Genomic DNA, 16436 nt, shown 5'->3' on the forward strand with positions numbered 1-16436 from the left:
TGCCGCCTCGCGTCATGCCAAAACGCCAAGCTTATACCCGGCAGGGGCCGGGATCACGCGGTAGCGGCATCCAGCAACAGGCGTTGCTTGACCACGTCGACCAGGCGATCGGGCTGGAACTTGGACAGGAAGTTGTCGCAGCCCACCTTCTTCACCATGGATTCGTTGAAACTACCCGACAGCGAGGTGTGCAACACCACGTACAGCTGGCGCAAACGGGCATCACCACGGATCTCGGTGGTCAACCGGTAGCCGTCCATTTCCGGCATCTCGGCGTCGGTGAACACCATCAGCAGCTTCTCGCACACGTCCTCACCAGCGTCAGCCCAGCCCTTGAGCATGCGCAGCGCCTTCAGGCCATCACTGGCCACGTGCAGCTTCACGCCCAGCTGGGACAAGGTGTCGCGCAATTGCGCCAGGGCCACGCTGGAGTCGTCCACCAGCAGCACTTCGCGGCCACGGGCCCGGGCCAGCACCGGGTCGGCGAGCTTGTCGCCGGAAACCCGGGCGTTGTACGGCACGATCTCGGCCAGCACCTTCTCCACGTCGATCACTTCCACCAGCTTGTCATCGACCTTGGTGATGGCGGTCAGGTAATGCTGGCGGCCGGCACTGGATGGCGGCGGCATGATCGCTTCCCAGTTCATGTTGACGATGCGGTCGACACCGCCTACCAGGAAGGCCTGTACCGAGCGGTTGTATTCGGTGACGATGATGGTGCTGTCCGGCCCCGGTTGCAGCGGGCGCATGCCGATCGCCTGGGACAGGTCGATCACCGGCAGGGTCTGGCCGCGCAGGTTGACCACACCGCAGACGAAAGCGTGGCGCTGGGGCATCAGGGTCAGCTTGGGCAGTTGCAGCACTTCCTGCACCTTGAACACGTTGATCGCGAACAGCTGGCGGCCGGCCAGGCGAAACATCAGGATTTCCAGGCGGTTCTCACCCACCAGTTGCGTGCGTTGGTCTACCGTGTCGAGAATGCCAGCCATTGGAAAGCCCCCAGGCTTGAGTCGGAAAAAGTGAAATCATCCACCCTGTATCGGCGGCTTCACGCACACCTTGACCCTTGCGGGAAAATGCCGTGAAGGCAATTGATATCACTTTACCATCATGCTTTACTGCGGGAAGCGCGGGTGATTCAGCGGGACGGTAAAAGTTCCCCACCTGAGGCCCTTATCAGGGAAACCCTTAGCCACAATCGGGTGCAACCTGATGTTCGCGATATCCTTTAGCCATTAATGTGACGCCATTCTCATTGCATGAATGGAGTCAGGCTTTTGCTAGCTATCGTTTTGGCGTGCCCGTCCCCTGCGCCTGCCCCACGCGCGGGGGCATCATGATGGACAGCGCCTTGTCGTTCGATAACGCCCTGCAGGGGTTCCTGCTGGATGCCCAGGTACTGCTGACCCAGGCCCAGGAATGCCTGCAGCATCTGGAGCTGATCGACAACGACCCGGATGCCTGCCATTGCCTGGACAACGCCCTCGACAACCTTGCTCGACAGGCCACACACCTGGGCCTGCGCGAAGTCGCCCATTACACCACCGCCCTGCAGCAGTTGCTGGCACCGGCCTGCCAGGTCGGTCGCCTGCAGCGCGAAGCCCTGCCCGCGGTAGGGGCCTGCCTGACCCTGCTGGCCTGGCAGCTGGAGCTGGTCGACCCTTGCACCGGGCGGCTCAACCTGGACATCGGCGAGCAGTTGGTACTGCTGGGTGAACTGGCCAAGGCCGTGCAGCAAACGTTTGCACAACCCTGCACCTCCTGCGACGAGCAAGGCAGCGTGTGCATCCACCCGCATACCGAGACGGCAGGCAGCACGCACTCCGGCCGCTCATCTGCCACATATTGAACTGGCTTGAAATGCAGCCGGGCACGTTTATTCAGGCCCACCCAGGCCGAACTTGGAAAGTTCTCGAAGTTTTCCAGGTTGCCGGGGGCCAAGTTGAATCAACAGCGCGCAAGTTCAATGGCAAGTGCCTGTTGTGCGATCAAGCCAAGTGGCACTTTGCTACCCTCCAGCGCCCGCCCCGCAGGCGTTTCATAGCGTTACCCGATCGCGACCAATGCACTGCGAAGTGGTAATATGCGGCCCCACAAACGCTTGCGACCTGCAGCAAGGTCGCAAGATCACGCGTTCGAAAGAAAATATAAAGTACTGCTCCAAAGCCTCTGACATGGATTGTGCAAGGCCTCCATCAGCAATACTTCAGTGGCTTCCCTACCTATGTTTCCACGCTTGAAGACTTCTTTGCGGTGCTGCTCCCGCACTACCCTGCTGCGCTGGGCGACGGTCGGGCTGTGCGTGGCCTCGCTGGTCGCCACCCTGTCGCTGTACCTGACCGACCAGGCGATCCCGGCCAGCCTGCTGCTGCTGCAGCTGGCCGCCACGCTGGGCGCTGCCGTGCACCTGGCCCTGGGCGCCAGGTCGATCAACCTGCGCCCGGCGGAACTGGCCGAGCGCATGCTCAAGGTCCAGGAAGACGAGCGCCAGCACCTGAGCCGGGAATTGCACGATGACATCGGCCAGCTGCTCACCGCCGCCAAGCTGCAGCTGCAGTGGCTGCAGAAGCGCATGCCCGATGACCTGCAAGGCCACTGCGACGCCCTGCGCAGCACGCTGGATGACACCCTGGGCAACGTGCGCGATGTCTCCGCCCTTCTCAACCCGCGGCAGCTGGCCAGCCTGGGCCTGGAGGCCAGCCTGCGCGCACACTTGGTGCGCACCCTGGGCAACAGCGGCGTGCACTGGAGCCTGGCGTGCAACCAGCGCCTGGGCGGCATCGACGAGGCCGTGGCCATGGCGGTGTTCCGCATTACCCAGGAAGCCGTGACCAACATGCTGCGCCACGCCCAGGCACGCAACCTGGTCGTCCGCCTGCAGCGCACCCCCGAGGGGTTGGCGTTATCGATCCACGACGATGGCCGCGGCTTCGTGCCAGCCAGGCAACCGGCCGAAGCAGGCCAGCGGGGCTTGGCCGGCATGCAGGAGCGGGTAACCGCGTTGCAGGGCAGCCTGGACATCACCAGCCAGCTCGGCCTGGGCACGCGCATCGAGGCAATGTTCCCATGGCCACCGCGCACCCAGGAACGCGCCAGGAGTACTGCAACCCATGACCTGTAGACTGCTGCTGGTAGACGACCACTCGCTGATCCGCGCCGGGGTGCGCGCACTGGTCTGCGACATCCCCGGCTATGACGTGATCGGTGAAGCCGACGACGGCAGCCAGTTGCTCGAACAGGTGCGCACGCTGGCGCCGGACATCGTCTTGCTGGACATCTCCATGCGCTCGACCAGCGGCCTGGACGCCCTCACCCAACTGCGCGCCAGCGGCAACACCTGCAAGGTGCTGATCCTGTCGATGCACACCGACCCGGACCTGATCATGCGGGCCCTGGAAAGCGGCGCCCACGGCTACCTGCTCAAGGACACAAGCGCCACCGAACTGGAACAGGCCCTGGCCGCGGTGCGCAACGGCGAGCGCTACCTCAGCCCAGCCATCGCCCATACGGTCATCAACCAGGCGCTGCAGCACGCCAGGCAGGGCAAGCAACCCGCGGGCGAGCGGCATAACCTCACGGCGCGACAGCTGGAAATCCTGCGCCTGATCGTGCGTGGCAAGTCCACACGGGAAATCGCCACCGGCCTGGGCCTGTCGATCAAGACCGTGGAAACCCACCGCTCGCAAATCATGAAACGCCTGCAGATTCATGACGTGGCCGGCCTGGTGCTGTTCGCCGTGCGCGAGAAAATCATCAGCCTGGACGACTGAGCAACGGCGACCCCTCCGGCAGATGCAGGCGCAGTGCAGCGGGCCTGGCCTGGAAGCGCAACTTGTCGGCCTGCACCGGCTCGCCATCGAGGTTGATGTCCAGGCCCTGCGAGCACTTGATCTCGACCCAGGGCAACCTGGCCCTGACTAACAACCCGTTGCCAGCCAACAGCTCACGCAGCGCCCCGACCATCTCCTGTGGTGCCGGCAGGATGGCGATATCGAGCAAGCCGTCGTCCACCAGGGCCTCGGGGCACAGCACTTGCCCCCCCCCGGCCTGGCGGCCATTGCCGATCCCCAGCGCCAGCAGGTCACCCTGCCAGTCGAAGCCCGGCCCTTGCAGCTCCACCGAGGCTGCCTGCAGTTCGCTGAAGCGCGACAAGCCGGTGAACAGGTAGGCGGCCGCGCCCAGCACTTTCTTCAGGTCTTCGGAGGTGTTGGCCGTGACCTGGCTGCCAAAACCGCCCGTGGCCATGTTGAGGAACAACTGATCGCCGGCCTGGCCCAGGTCTATTGGCCGTGCGGGTATGTTCAGCAGTGCCAGGGCGGTGGCAGGCTCCAGGGGTATGCCGGCGGCCTTGGCAAAATCGTTGGCCGTGCCCAGCGGCAACAACGCCAGGGTGGCCTCGGTACCTGCCTGCCCCATGGCCTCGGCGACATCACGCAGCGTGCCATCGCCGCCTCCGGCGACGATATGGCCGTAGCCGGCGGCCAGCGCCTCGGTGACCAGGCGCTGCGCGTCGCCGGCCTCCCAGGTGACCCGCACATCCAGTACCCAGCCGCTGTCGCGCAGGCCATGCACGGCGCTGCGCACGTCTTCGTTCATGGCCTGCTTGCCGTGCAGGATCAGCATTGCCTTGCGCCCTTGCATGTGCGCGCCTCCGTGAAGTGATCAACCCAGATCTCGACCCTTTGCAATTGCGGATCGTTGCATGCGCCCGAAAAAATAGCAGGCCAACGCGATCGTTTGTGGGGCATCAACCGACAAGCGTCGGCCGGTCTTTTCCCACACGCCTGGCAATGCACGGCTATGCTCAGCAGATACACTTTATTGCCACGGACGCGCCCCCGGCAGTGGTTCTACCACTGCTGCCCACGGGCGCGTCTTGCTATCCGCGGCCTTTAGCGAGGATACCGGGTCATGCGCATTCTCTGGACACTGCCGTACCTGCCCTGGCCAACCACCAGCGGCAGCAAGACCCGGCAATACCACCTGATACGCGCACTGGCACAGCGGGGCCACCGGATTACCCTGCTGGTGCAATCGAAGATCCCGCTCGGCGATGCCGCCCGCGAAGCCCTGGAACCGCTGCTCGAGCGCCTGATCGTGCTGCCCCGTCGGCCCCTGCACAGCCCACTCAACCTGCTGGCCTCACCGATCATCGCCTACCCCATGCGGGCAATCATCAATGGCCTGGCCCCTTGCCTGCGGCACCGCTTCGAGCAATTGCTGGACGAGCCCTGGGACGTGATCCAGATCGAACACAGCTACAGTTTCCAGCCCTTCGAAAAGGCCCTGCAGGCACGCGGGCTGCCGTACATGCTCAGCGAGCACACCCTGGAGTCGGTGATGGGTGGCGCCAGCCACGATCGCCTGCCGCTATGGCTGCGCCCGCTCAACGCCTTCGATCGCTGGCGCTATCGACGCTGGGAACAGCGGGTATTGCGCCAACCCACCGAACTGGTGGCAGTCAGCGCCCACGATGCCGAATTGATCGCGCAGATCAGCGGGCGCCCGGTGAACGTGGTGGTCAATGGCGTGGACTGTGATTTCTACCAGCACGTGCAACCCGCGCTGCACAGCCAGCGCCTGCTGTTCGTTGGCAACTTCGAGTATGGCGCCAACCTGGAGGCCATCGAATGGGCGCTGGAAGACATCATGCCGCAGGTCTGGATGAGCAACCCGGCGGTGCGCCTGGCGATTGCCGGGCATGCCATGCCGGCCAGCTGGAAACTGCACTGGAACGACCCGCGCATCGAATGGTTCGGCTACTGCCCCGACCTGCGTGAACTGCAACGGCGTTCGGCATTGTTCTTCGCACCGCTGCGCTATGCCGGTGGCTCCAAGGTGAAAATCCTCGAAGCGATGGCCGCTGGCTTGCCGGTGATCACCACCGGCAAAGGTGTTTCAGGCCTGGCCGCGAACAATGGTGAGCACTACCTGGGCAGTGAGGATGGCGACCAGCTGGCCCTGCTGATCACCCAGTTGCTCAACCAGCCCTGGCGCATGAGCCAGTTGAGCGACGCCGGGCGCCAGTTCGCCCGCCAGCGCCACGACTGGAGCGTGGCCGCCCTGCAACTGGAGAACGTGCACATGCGCCTGGCACTGGCGGCACCGGCCGAGGCCACGCCGCTGGCCAGTGCCTGACGGGGCCGCTCAGCCAAGTAGTTCGCTGAAGGGGATGAACGGCACGCTGTCACCCTGCTTCGGCGTACTGCCTTCGCGCACCTCCACCAACCCTTCGGCCCAGGCCGCACTGCGCAACACGCCAGAGCTCTGGTTCTTGTAGATGCGCACCTGGCCCTGTTCGATGCGGGCGCGCAGGTACTCGCGGCGCGTGCCAGGCTTGGGCCAGTCAAAGCCGGCCGGCATGTCGAAGCGCAACGGCGTGACATCGGCCACGCCCTGACGCCGCAACAGGTAGGGCCGGGTCAGCAGGCCGAAGGTGACCAAGGTCGAGGCCGGGTTACCCGGCAGGCCGATTACCGGCACACCCTGGAAGTGGCCGAAGGTCAGCGGCTTGCCCGGTTTGATCGCCAGCTTCCACAAGGCCAGCTCGCCGGCTTCGCGCAGGGCGGCGCCGAGGTAGTCGGCCTCCCCCACCGAGACACCGCCGGTGGACAGGATCAGGTCGACATCGCCCAGCTCGGCCAGGCAGCTACGGGTGCGCGCCAGGTCATCCGGCAGGATGCCCGCATCGACCACGTCGCAGCCCAGCCTCTGCAGCCAGCTGACTAGCAGCCGGCGATTACTGTTGTAGATCTGCCCCGGCCCCAGCGGCAGGCCGGGTTCGACCAGTTCGTCACCGGTGGACAACACCGCCACCCGCACCTTGCGCACCACGTCCAGCCGGCCATGGCCCAGGGTCGCGGCCAGGCCCAGCTCGATCGGCCCCAGCCGGGTGCCGGCGCTCATCACCTGTTCGCCCTTGCGGGTTTCCTGGCCCTGGGGACGAATGTTCTGCCCGGTCTTCAACGCTTCGAGAAAGCGTACCCGGCCATCCTCCGCCACTTCGGTGTTTTCCTGCATCTCGACGCAGTCGGCACCTTCGGGCAGCGGTGCCCCGGTGAAGATGCGCGCGCAGGTGCCCGGTTGCAGCGGCTGCGGCGCATGGCCGGCGAAAATCCGCTGGCTGACCGGCAGTGGTTCGCCCTGCCAGTCGGCCATGCGCAGGGCGTAACCGTCCATGGCACTGTTCGGCCAAGGCGGCAGGTCGAGCGAGGCCACCAGGTCGGTGGCCAGCACACGGCCCTCGGCCTCGGCCAGCGGCAGGTTCTCGGTGTCGCGGATCGGTGCCGCTTCGGCCAAAGCCAGCAGCTGCTCCAGGGCCTGTTCTACCGGCATCAGCGGCCGGGCCTGGCGGACCTCAGCCACGGCTGTCGCAGGCCGCTGCCTGCTTCAGGTGCGGCACGAAGTTGCACGGGCGATGGCGGGCATCCAGCTGCTCGGCGAGGATACCGTCCCAACCGGTGCGCACCGCGTTGGTCGAACCCGGCAGGCAGCACACCAGGGTACCGTTGGCCAGCCCGGCCAGGGCGCGCGACTGGACGGTGGAGGTGCCGATGTCGGCCACGGAAATCTGCCGGAACAGCTCACCAAAGCCTTCTACCTGCTTGTCCAGCAGGCAGGCCACGGCCTCGGGCGTGCTGTCGCGGCCGGTGAAGCCGGTGCCGCCGGTGATCAGCACCACCTGCACGCTGTCATCGGCAATCCAGGTGGCGACCTGGGCGCGAATCTTGTACAAGTCGTCTTTCAGCAGCACGCGCTCGGCCAGGCGATGGCCAGCCGCGCTCAGCCGGTCGACGAACAGCTGGCCGGAGGTATCGGTGTCGAAAGTACGGGTGTCGCTGACCGTGAGCACGGCGATGTTCAGCGGCACGAAGGGGGTATCTGCCTTGGCTTTCATGGGGGTCCGTCACAAGAAGATGGGATGGCCGCAGTTATAACACAGCGCGCGCCCATCACAGCGTGACGCCCGTGGCCCTTGCCCTCGATCAATGCCCCGGGTTTGCCGCTATGCTGCACTGTAGACGGAACTTGCGTGGACGCCCTGCGTCTTAATGTCATCTAGCACCATCGCACTGGAGAAACACGATGATTCAACGGACCCTACCCGCCTTCCTGCTCGCCTTGGGCCTGGGCGCCCTCGCTGGCTGCGCATCGCCAACCGTCATTACCCTGAACGACGGTCGCGAAATCCAGGCCACCGACACACCGAAGTTCGATGAAGACTCCGGTTTCTACGAATTCGAGCAGCTGGACGGCAAGCGCACACGCCTGAACAAGGACCAGATCCGCACCGTCAAAGAGCTCTGATCGCAGCCTGTTTTTTGCAAAGGCCCTTTTAACAACAAGGGCTTGCGTGCAAAAAAAGTATGCAGTAGGATTTCCTTCATCGGAGTGTAGCGCAGCCAGGTAGCGCGTCTCGTTCGGGACGAGAAGGCCGCAGGTTCGAATCCTGTCTCTCCGACCAAATCCTCGTCAAAAAGCCCGCCTAGTGCGGGCTTTTTGTTGTGCCTTGAAAAGTGCCCTGCCCCAGCGCGCGCCCCCCTTGTGGGAGCGGCCTTGTGTCGCGAAAGGGCTGCAAGGCAGCCCCCAGCAACTTGTGCAGCCTGGCTGAAATCCTGGGGCCGCGTTGCGACCCTTTCGCGACACAAGGCCGCTCCCACATGTGTCAGTGCGACACCTCAGCCTCCACCGGCACATACAGCAACTGCAGGCGCTCACTGCTCCAGGCCCGGGTCTGGTTGGTCAGCGCCAGGTTGTTGTTCAGCTTCTGTCCATAGCTTGGCACGATTTCCTTGAGCCTGGCCTGCCAGGCTGGCGACTGGATACGGTCCTTGAAGGTCTTTTCCAGCACGGTCAGCATGATCGGCGCCGCGGTCGAGGCACCCGGCGATGCCCCCAGCAATGCAGCGATGCTGCCGTCCTGGGCCGCCACCACTTCAGTACCGAACTGCAGCACACCGCCCAGTACCGGGTCCTTCTTGATCACCTGCACCCGCTGGCCGGCCTGCAGCAGCTTCCAGTCTTCGTTCTTGGCGTTGGGGAAGTACTCGCGCAGCGCGTTCATGCGGTCATCGAAACTGAGCATCAACTGCCCCATCAGGTAGGTGCTGAGGTCGATGTTGTCGATACCGGCTTTGACCATCGGCAGCACGTTGTGGCTGTTCAGCGAGGCGAACATGTCCAGCAGCGAGCCGTGCTTGAGGTACTTGGTGGAGAAGGTGGCGAACGGGCCGAACAGCAGCACCTGCTTGCCATCGATCATCCGCGTGTCCAGGTGCGGTACCGACATCGGCGGCGCGCCGACCGAGGCCTTGCCGTACAGCTTGGCCTGGTGGCGGGCGACCAGGTCGGGGTTGTCGGTCATCAGGAACTGGCCACCGACCGGGAAGCCGGCATAGCCTTCGGCTTCAGGGATGCCCGACTTCTGCAGCAGCTTCAGCGCGCCACCACCAGCACCGATGAACACGAAGCGGGCGTTGACGGCCTTTTCCTCGCCGCCGTTGGCAAGGTCAGCCACCCGCACATGCCAGGTGCCGTCGTCGTTGCGCACGATGTCGCGCACTTCATGACGCAGGTTCAACGACACATTGGGGTTGCGGGTCATCGCCGCGAACAACTGGCGGGTGATTTCGCCAAAGTTCACGTCGGTGCCGATGGCCATGCGCGTGGCGGCGATTTTCTGCTCCGGGTCACGGCCTTCCATCACCAGCGGTGCCCACTTGCGGATCTGCTCGTGGTCTTCGGAGATTTCCATGCCGCGGAACAGCGAGCTGTGCTGCAGGGCGTCGACGCGCTTGTGCAGGAAGGCGACGTTGTCGTCACCCCAGACAAAGCTCATGTGCGGCACGTTGTTGATGAACGACTTCGGGTTGCTGAGCACGCCCTGCTCGACCTGGTAGGCCCAGAACTGCTTGGACACCTCGAACTGCTCGTTGACCCCAACGGCCTTGCTGATGTCGATGCTGCCGTCTTTGCCGACGCTGGTGTAGTTCAGCTCGCAGAACGCGGAGTGACCGGTACCGGCGTTGTTCCAGGCGTTGGAGCTTTCTTCGGCCACCTGGTCCAGGCGTTCGTAGACGTCGACCTTCCAGGAAGGCTCCAGCTCGGTGAGGTAGGTGCCCAGGCTGGCACTCATGATGCCACCGCCAATCAGCAGCACATCGACGGTCTTTTCCGGCTCCGCGGGTTTGGAGCAGCCGATGACGCCCAGGCAGAGGAACGTCAGCAGGAATTTCTTCATTGATGTTATCCAGTTGTTGTGTACACGCGCGCCGCCTTGAGCAGGGAACGTGCCAACTGGGTCTGGAGCAGTGAATACAGGGGGCGGGCGATGGGGTAGATGGCGACAATCCGCCAATGGGGAACAGCTTGCCCTTGTCAGATGGCGGGTTTCCCCCTAGGGGTCGCTACGCGCCCCATCGCCGGCAAGCCAGCTCCCACAAAGAGCAGGCCTGCACCGCCCCCTGTGGGAGCTGGCTTGCCGGCGATGGGCCGCGCAGCGGCCCCCTTGAAAGATCAGGCGCTCAGGCGGGAGGTGACTTCACCCAGCTGCCCCGACAACCCATGCAGGCGCTGCCCCGCCTGTTCGGTATGCTGCACCGCCTGCTGGTTGGCCGTGGCGATGCGGGTGATTTCGATCAGGTTGCACGAGATGTCCTCGGCCACGCTGGTCTGCTCTTCGGCCGCCGTGGCGATCTGCCGGTTCATGTCGCGGATCGCTTCCACTGCCAGGGTGATGCGCTGCAGCATCTGCCCGGCCTGCTGCACCTGCTCGGCACCCTCCCCGCTGCGCTGCTGGCCGCTTTCGATGGCCTTGACCGCCTCCACCGCCCCAGACTGCACCGCTTCGATGATCTGGTGGATCTCGGCAATCGACGCCGCCGTGCGCTGGGCCAGGCTGCGCACTTCATCGGCGACGACCGCAAAACCTCGCCCGGCCTCGCCGGCACGGGCCGCTTCGATGGCCGCGTTGAGCGCCAGCAGGTTGGTCTGCTCGGCAATGCCACGGATCACTTCGAGCACTTTGCCAATGCGCGTGCTGTCATGCTCCAGATCGCGAATCACCGCCGCCGTGTCGGCAATTTCGCGGTTGACCGCGCCGATGATGTCGATGGTCTGCTGCATCACCTGCTCGCCCGCCTGGGCACTGTGGTCGGCGTCGTCCGCCGCGCGGGCGGCCTCGGCGGCATGGCGCGCGACTTCCTGGGCGGTGGCGGACATCTCGTGCATGGCCGTGGCCACCTGGTCGGTGCGCTGGAACTGGTCGTTGGTACCACGGGCCATGTCGCCGGCGATGCTGCGCAGCTGGCCGCTGGCGCCTTCCAGCTCCTGGGCGTTGTCCTGCAGCCGGCCGACCGTGTCGGCGAGGAAATCGCGCAGGGTGTTGGCGGCCCGCGCCAGGCGACCCAGTTCGTCCTCGCGGCGGCTGTCTACCCGGGCGGCAAAGCGGCCCTGGCTAAGCTGCGCGACATAGTCGATCAACTGGCGGATCGGCTCGATCAGGCTGCGGTTGACCAGCCACAGACTGAGCAGCCCCACCAGCACGGCCGAGGCCAGCATCACCAGCAGGCCCAGCCATACCGTGCGCTCGGCGCCGGCACTCAGGCTGGCGGCGTGCTGACGGGCTTCGGCACGCAGTTGCTCGACCAGTTCGCTCATCTGCTCGCTGACAGCGCGGTCCACGCCCTTGACCGCCTGGTCGCCGGCCACCGGGTCGCCGCCCGCCGCCAGGAATGCCTGGCGCCCCTGCGCATAGGCCTGGCCCAGCTGCCGGTGGCTGTCACGCAGTTGCTGCAGCGGCGCCTTGAGCCTCGCGTCGCTGCTGTCGATCAATTGCCCGAGCAGTTGCTGCACCTGCTGCTCGCGAGCCTGGAACTGCTGCCAGTACTTGTCCATGTCAGCCGGCTGGCGCCCGCGCAACAGCACATTCTTCCATTCCTGCACCTGGATCTTGAACTGCAGGTTGGCTTCGTCGATCAACTGCGAGGCCCGCAGCGGCCCGTCGACCAGCTCGGCGTAGCCGCGCACGCTGGACGAGAGGAACTGGAAGCACACCAGGGCGATCAGCAACATCGCCACCAGACTGCCGCCGAGCAGGGAGAGAATTTGCACTCTGAGGGATTTACGCAACATCTTGGATCTCGGAAAGCAGGAGGAAGACCGGGGGCCGCGCAAGTTGGCAATGGGGTGCAACGCAGCCCGGTTACTGGCAGGCCAAAAAAAGGCTGCCATCAAGCAATGGCAGCCAGGTCGAGCACTTACGCAACAGTTGAGCTAGATACTCTCAGGCAAATACTACAGAAATGTTACAACGCCACTACAAGCTACCCCGTGGTGAACTGCAAGGCCGCCAGCCGGGCATACAGCGGGCTCTCTTCGATCAGCTGGCGATGCGTCCCCACCGCCACCAGCCTGCCCTTGTCGATGACCGCGATACGGTCGGCATGCTGGACAGTAGCCAGGCGATGGGCGATCACCAGGGTGGTGCGCCCGGCCATCAGGCTGGGCAGCGCCTGCTGGATCAGGTGTTCGCTTTGCGCGTCGAGTGCGCTGGTGGCTTCGTCCAGCAACAGGATCGGCGCATCGACCAGCAGCGCACGGGCGATGGCCAGGCGCTGCCGCTGCCCGCCGGACAGGCCGATGCCGCCCTCGCCCAGCGGTGTCTGGTAGCCCTGCGGCAATTGCCGGATGAATGCGTCGGCATGGGCACCCCGGGCGGCTGCCTCGACCTCGGCCAGGGTCGCCTCGGGCCGGCCATAGCGGATGTTGGCCTCGACCGTGCCGCGAAACAGCGAGGGGTTCTGTGCCACCAGGGCGAACTGCTGGCGCAGGTGATCGGGGTCGAGTTCGGTGATCGCCCGGCCATCGAGCAGGATGCGCCCCTGCTGGGGGTCGTAGAAGCGCAGCAACAAATCGAACAAGGTCGACTTGCCCGCCCCCGACGGGCCCACCAGCGCCACGGTCTGCCCCGGCTCGATGGTCAGGCTCAGGCCATCGACAGCCGCCACCGAGGGCCGTGATGGGTAGGCGAACACCAACTGCTGCAGTTCGATATGCCCACTGGCCCGCTGCTGTGGCAGCACCTGCGCCATGGCGGGCGGCAGGATCGCACTGCGCGCCGCCAACAGTTCGGCAATGCGCTCGGCGGCGCCCGCCGCCCGCTGCAACTCGCCGATCACCTCGCTGAGGGTGCCGAAGGCGCTGCCTACGATCAGGCTGTAGAACACGAAGGCGGCCAGTTCGCCCGCGGAAATACGCCCGGCGATCACGTCCATGCCGCCAACCCACAACATCACCCCCACTGCTCCCAGAACCAGCACGATCACCAGGGTGATAAGCCAGGCGCGCTGGGCAATCCGCTGCCGGGCCACGGCAAACGCCGCTTCGACTGTGCCGGCGAACAGCTCGCGGTCATGTGCCTGGTGGTTGTAGGCCTGCACGGTCTTGATCTGCCCGAGGGTCTCGGCCACATAGCTGCCCACATCGGCCACCCGGTCCTGGCTCTGCCGCGACAGGCTGCGTACCCGGCGGCCGAACAGCAGGATCGGCGCCAGCACCAGCGGCAGGGCCACCACCACGATACTGGTGAGCTTGGGGTTGGTGATGAACAGCAACACCACGCCACCGATGACCATCAGCGCGTTGCGCAGGAACATCGACAGCGAAGAGCCGATTACCGATTGCAGCAAGGTGGTGTCGGCGGTCAGCCGCGACTGGATCTCGGAGCTGCGGTTGTCTTCGAAAAACCCGGGATGCAGGCCGATCAGGTGGTCGAACACGGCCCGACGGATATCGGCCACGCAGCGCTCGCCGATCCACGACACCAGGTAGAAGCGGCTGAAGGTACCCACCGCCAGGGCCACCACCAGCAGCAGGAACAGGCCGATGGTCTGGTTGAGCTGATGCGCGGAGCGGGTCATGAAGCCCTGGTCCACCAGCAGGCGGATGCCCTGGCCCATGGACAGGGTGATGGCGGCGGTGACTACCAGGGCCAGCAAGGCCAGCAGCACCTGGCGACGGTACGGACGGACAAACTGCCAACCCAGGCGCAAGGCGCGGCGTTGACGCGGGGAAACCGATTCGGGCATGGCGCTGACCACATTGGCGGGGAAACCGCAGCCTACCACTCATCCACGCCTGTGGAACCCTTGCAGGGTTGCTATAGCCTATCGGTCTAACCAGGCTATGGAGCTTTACCGCCGTTTCTGTTCGACTGTGCCTGCCGTGACCCTGCAGGTACTGTCACAGGCCAGTCACGGCACAGGGTTAACCTGCGCTTGAACCTGATGAGGAGACAATACATGAGCTTGCAGCATGGCAGCGACAACCAGAAGCCCCGGACTACCCCTCAGCCGCAGGTGTGCGGTTCGATCATCGATGCCCAGGGGCGCGAAGTACCGATCACCGAGCAGATGATCCAGCAGGCCTGCAAGGCCCTGGAAGAAAGCCGGGTAGAGCGCGTACGCAAAGGTTGATCGGCGAATTCTTGCAACCCGGCGCTTGCGCCGGGTTTTTATTTGCCTTGGATAATCCTGACAGATCAGCTCAACCTTCTTCGCGGGCTTGCCCGCTCCCACAGGTCCCCCATTGACCTCAGGGCCTGTGTGGTCCCTGTAGGAGCGGGCAAGCCCGCGAAGAGGCCGGCACAGCTTTCAAAAGGCTGTCAGACCAACACCCCACCCAAGGCACTGACCAGCTGCGCCAACTGCGGCGACTCCCCGCGCAAGCGCACCGCCAGCCCCTCGATCTCGCGCCGTGGCGGGTACTGCTTGCGCAACTGGTCGAACGCTGCACGCTGCTGCTGCGGGTCGTCGCTGAGGCTGCGGCGGAAATCGGCATCGTCGCGGCGTGGGTCGTACACCGCGCGGCACAGGGTGGCCAAGGCCCAGGCCGGGTCGGTGCTGGCATCCAGCTCGATCTGCGCCAGCGGCGGCCGGGGCAGCAGGTCGGCCAGTTGCACCTGTTCATCCACACCGAGGAAGCGGCACAGCGCCTGGTAGATCTGCGCCGTACCACGCTGGCGGCCGTCGAGGCTGTAGCCGGCAATGTGCGGCGAAGCCAATGTGCACAGGTCGGCCAGTTGCAGGTCGACCTGCGGCTCACCCTCCCACACATCCAGCACCGCATGCAGGTCTTCGCGGTCCAGCAGCAGTTCGCGCAGGGCGGCGTTGTCCACTACAGGGCCACGGCTGGCGTTGACCAGCCAGGCACCGGGGCGCAACTGCGCCAGCTGCGCCTGGCCCAGCAGGTGCCAGGTCGGGTGCTCGCCGCCACGCTGCAAGGGGGTGTGCAGGCTGATCACATCGCACTGTTGCAGGATGGTCTCGAGGCTGACGTAGTCACCGCCCTCGGCGGCCTGGCGCAGCGGGTCGCATACCAGTACCTTCCAGCCCAGGCCGTGCAGCACCCGCACCAGGCGGCCACCCACCTCACCCGCGCCTACCACGCCATACACGCGCTCGGGCAGTGCCACGCCATCCAGTTCTGCCAGGGTCAGCAGGCTGCCCAGCACGTAATCGACCACGCCGCGGGCATTGCAGCCCGGTGCGCTGCTCCAGTGAATGCCGGCCTCGGCAAAGTAGTTCAGGTCGAGGTGGTCGGTGCCGATGGTGCAGGTGCCGACAAAGCGCACGCGGCTGCCTTCGAGCAACTGGCGGTCGACCTTGGTCACCGAGCGCACCAGCAGGATGTCGGCGTCCTTTACGCTGGCGGCATCGAGGCTTCGGCCCGGGTAACGACGGATTTCGCCGAAACCCTGGAAGAAGGCATCGAGCAGCGGGATGTTCTCGTCGGCAACTATCAGCATGGCGCTCTCCTGTCTGGGGAACGCAGTGTAGGCGCAACGCCGGGCGTGTTCCAGAGCGGCTCAGTCGGCTTTCTTGCGGATCCAGTACAGGAAGGTACCGGCGTCTTCCTGCTGCTGCAGCAGTTCGTGGCCGAGGAAGTTGCAGAACTTGGGGATGTCGCGGCGGGTCGAGGGGTCGGTGGCGATGACCTTGAGCAGGCCGCCAGCGGCCAGGTTGCGCACGTGCTGGTGCAGCATCATCACCGGTTCCGGGCAGTTCAGGCCGGTGGCGTCGAGGATGGCGTCGGGGGTGAAATCGGTCATGGGGGACTCCGCAAATGATCGCTATTGTCGCGCATCGCGCGACGTGGTCCAAGCACCGCCTGTGAAGACGCGCCCTGCTCCTGCTCCTGCTCCTGCTCCTGCTCCTGCTCCTGCTCCTGCTCCTGATCTTGCTCTTGCTCTTGCTCTTGCTCTTGCTCTTGCTCTTGATCTTGATCTTGATCTTGATCTTGATCTTGATCTTCGCGACTTCAGGAGGCCGAGCAGAGGTCTTGCGGAGGGAGGTGACGGGCATGGATGCCCGTCAAGCGCTGAGGCCCCATGGATGGGGCCTGCAGCGCGTACTCCCGGGAGCAAGACCGGCGCGAGG

At 65.0% G+C, this 16436-nt stretch carries 15 protein-coding genes, 1 tRNA gene and 1 pseudogene; 7 read left to right on the forward strand and 10 right to left on the reverse strand.

Going from position 1 to position 16436, the window contains the following annotated elements; all coding sequences use genetic code 11:
- Positions 1 to 53: 53 nt before the first annotated feature.
- A complete protein-coding gene (locus tag CAG44_RS22660) occupies positions 54 to 989 on the reverse strand; it encodes a chemotaxis protein CheV (protein WP_015269524.1) in 936 nt (311 codons plus the stop codon).
- A gap of 350 nt (positions 990 to 1339) precedes the next feature.
- Here CAG44_RS22660 and CAG44_RS22665 point away from each other — a divergent pair, with 350 nt between their 5' ends.
- From CAG44_RS22665 to CAG44_RS22675, 3 genes are all read left to right on the forward strand, one after another.
- Entirely contained in the window at positions 1340 to 1849 is a 510-nt protein-coding gene (locus CAG44_RS22665) for a hypothetical protein (RefSeq protein ID WP_025338319.1), read from the forward strand.
- Between the two features lie 375 nt (positions 1850 to 2224).
- Positions 2225 to 3121, forward strand: coding sequence for a sensor histidine kinase (locus CAG44_RS22670; RefSeq protein ID WP_085589423.1), 897 nt, complete (start codon positions 2225 to 2227; stop codon positions 3119 to 3121).
- Positions 3111 to 3770 (forward strand): response regulator transcription factor, encoded by a 660-nt coding sequence (locus CAG44_RS22675; RefSeq protein WP_025338317.1) that lies wholly within the window; start codon positions 3111 to 3113, stop codon positions 3768 to 3770. Before CAG44_RS22670 ends, CAG44_RS22675 begins: the two co-directional genes overlap by 11 nt.
- On the opposite strand, the gene yegS is transcribed toward CAG44_RS22675, so the two are convergent.
- Positions 3754 to 4641: a lipid kinase YegS gene (gene yegS, locus CAG44_RS22680; protein ID WP_085589419.1), complete on the reverse strand. Its 888-nt coding sequence runs from the start codon at positions 4639 to 4641 to the stop codon at positions 3754 to 3756. The genes CAG44_RS22675 and yegS overlap by 17 nt on opposite strands.
- A 270-nt stretch (positions 4642 to 4911) precedes the next feature.
- Here yegS and CAG44_RS22685 point away from each other — a divergent pair, with 270 nt between their 5' ends.
- Positions 4912 to 6138: a glycosyltransferase family 4 protein gene (locus CAG44_RS22685; protein ID WP_085693036.1), complete on the forward strand. Its 1227-nt coding sequence runs from the start codon at positions 4912 to 4914 to the stop codon at positions 6136 to 6138.
- A gap of 9 nt (positions 6139 to 6147) precedes the next feature.
- On the opposite strand, the gene glp is transcribed toward CAG44_RS22685, so the two are convergent.
- Entirely contained in the window at positions 6148 to 7335 is a 1188-nt protein-coding gene (gene glp / locus CAG44_RS22690; RefSeq protein ID WP_085693040.1) for a gephyrin-like molybdotransferase Glp, read from the reverse strand.
- Positions 7336 to 7357: 22 nt separating this feature from the next.
- On the reverse strand, positions 7358 to 7897 hold the full coding sequence (moaB, locus tag CAG44_RS22695; protein ID WP_025338313.1) for a molybdenum cofactor biosynthesis protein B: 540 nt from the start codon (positions 7895 to 7897) through the stop codon (positions 7358 to 7360).
- A 188-nt stretch (positions 7898 to 8085) separates the two neighbouring features.
- Between moaB and CAG44_RS22700 the strand changes: the two genes are divergently transcribed.
- A complete protein-coding gene (locus tag CAG44_RS22700) occupies positions 8086 to 8307 on the forward strand; it encodes a YgdI/YgdR family lipoprotein (RefSeq protein WP_025338312.1) in 222 nt (73 codons plus the stop codon).
- Positions 8308 to 8387: 80 nt separating this feature from the next.
- Positions 8388 to 8464 (forward strand) — tRNA-Pro (locus CAG44_RS22705).
- 201 nt (positions 8465 to 8665) lie between these two features.
- Here the strand turns inward: CAG44_RS22705 and mqo are convergent.
- The 4 genes and pseudogenes from mqo to CAG44_RS22720 all read right to left on the reverse strand — a co-directional run bounded on the left by mqo (position 8666) and on the right by CAG44_RS22720 (position 14087).
- On the reverse strand, positions 8666 to 10240 hold the full coding sequence (gene mqo, locus CAG44_RS22710; protein ID WP_085693037.1) for a malate dehydrogenase (quinone): 1575 nt from the start codon (positions 10238 to 10240) through the stop codon (positions 8666 to 8668).
- Between the two features lie 275 nt (positions 10241 to 10515).
- Positions 10516 to 11283, reverse strand: coding sequence for a methyl-accepting chemotaxis protein (locus CAG44_RS29360; protein WP_371858550.1), 768 nt, complete (start codon positions 11281 to 11283; stop codon positions 10516 to 10518).
- A 165-nt stretch (positions 11284 to 11448) separates the two neighbouring features.
- Positions 11449 to 12231, reverse strand: a pseudogene (locus tag CAG44_RS29365) (hypothetical protein); the annotation flags it as partial.
- 92 nt (positions 12232 to 12323) lie between these two features.
- A complete protein-coding gene (locus CAG44_RS22720; protein WP_085693041.1) occupies positions 12324 to 14087 on the reverse strand; it encodes an ABC transporter transmembrane domain-containing protein in 1764 nt (587 codons plus the stop codon).
- 213 nt (positions 14088 to 14300) lie between these two features.
- On the opposite strand from CAG44_RS22720, the gene CAG44_RS28995 reads away from it, so the two are divergent.
- On the forward strand, positions 14301 to 14474 hold the full coding sequence (locus tag CAG44_RS28995; RefSeq protein ID WP_170929323.1) for a PA1571 family protein: 174 nt from the start codon (positions 14301 to 14303) through the stop codon (positions 14472 to 14474).
- A gap of 188 nt (positions 14475 to 14662) precedes the next feature.
- Here the strand turns inward: CAG44_RS28995 and pdxB are convergent, their stop codons facing one another.
- The gene (pdxB, locus tag CAG44_RS22725) at positions 14663 to 15805 is read right to left on the reverse strand and encodes a 4-phosphoerythronate dehydrogenase PdxB (RefSeq protein ID WP_025338308.1); all 1143 of its coding nucleotides are present in this window, start codon (positions 15803 to 15805) and stop codon (positions 14663 to 14665) included.
- Positions 15806 to 15865: 60 nt separating this feature from the next.
- Positions 15866 to 16108 (reverse strand): sulfurtransferase TusA, encoded by a 243-nt coding sequence (tusA, locus tag CAG44_RS22730; protein ID WP_003248727.1) that lies wholly within the window; start codon positions 16106 to 16108, stop codon positions 15866 to 15868.
- Positions 16109 to 16436 lie beyond the last annotated feature (328 nt).

Source organism: Pseudomonas sp. B13(2017) (assembly GCF_002113245.1).
In the GTDB taxonomy this organism is placed as follows: domain Bacteria; phylum Pseudomonadota; class Gammaproteobacteria; order Pseudomonadales; family Pseudomonadaceae; genus Aquipseudomonas; species Aquipseudomonas putida_Z.

Coding starts and splice junctions, on each gene's coding strand:
- CAG44_RS22670 (WP_085589423.1), top strand. CDS start 2,225: ATGTTTCCACGCTTGAAGACTTCTTTGCGGTGCTGCTCCCGCACTACC.
- CAG44_RS22700 (WP_025338312.1), top strand. CDS start 8,086: ATGATTCAACGGACCCTACCCGCCTTCCTGCTCGCCTTGGGCCTGGGC.
- CAG44_RS28995 (WP_170929323.1), top strand. CDS start 14,301: ATGAGCTTGCAGCATGGCAGCGACAACCAGAAGCCCCGGACTACCCCT.
- CAG44_RS22665 (WP_025338319.1), top strand. CDS start 1,340: ATGGACAGCGCCTTGTCGTTCGATAACGCCCTGCAGGGGTTCCTGCTG.
- moaB (WP_025338313.1), bottom strand. CDS start 7,897: ATGAAAGCCAAGGCAGATACCCCCTTCGTGCCGCTGAACATCGCCGTG.
- mqo (WP_085693037.1), bottom strand. CDS start 10,240: ATGAAGAAATTCCTGCTGACGTTCCTCTGCCTGGGCGTCATCGGCTGC.
- yegS (WP_085589419.1), bottom strand. CDS start 4,641: ATGCAAGGGCGCAAGGCAATGCTGATCCTGCACGGCAAGCAGGCCATG.
- CAG44_RS22660 (WP_015269524.1), bottom strand. CDS start 989: ATGGCTGGCATTCTCGACACGGTAGACCAACGCACGCAACTGGTGGGT.
- glp (WP_085693040.1), bottom strand. CDS start 7,335: ATGCCGGTAGAACAGGCCCTGGAGCAGCTGCTGGCTTTGGCCGAAGCG.
- CAG44_RS22675 (WP_025338317.1), top strand. CDS start 3,111: ATGACCTGTAGACTGCTGCTGGTAGACGACCACTCGCTGATCCGCGCC.
- CAG44_RS22685 (WP_085693036.1), top strand. CDS start 4,912: ATGCGCATTCTCTGGACACTGCCGTACCTGCCCTGGCCAACCACCAGC.
- CAG44_RS22720 (WP_085693041.1), bottom strand. CDS start 14,087: ATGCCCGAATCGGTTTCCCCGCGTCAACGCCGCGCCTTGCGCCTGGGT.
- CAG44_RS29360 (WP_371858550.1), bottom strand. CDS start 11,283: ATGGCCCGTGGTACCAACGACCAGTTCCAGCGCACCGACCAGGTGGCC.
- tusA (WP_003248727.1), bottom strand. CDS start 16,108: ATGACCGATTTCACCCCCGACGCCATCCTCGACGCCACCGGCCTGAAC.
- pdxB (WP_025338308.1), bottom strand. CDS start 15,805: ATGCTGATAGTTGCCGACGAGAACATCCCGCTGCTCGATGCCTTCTTC.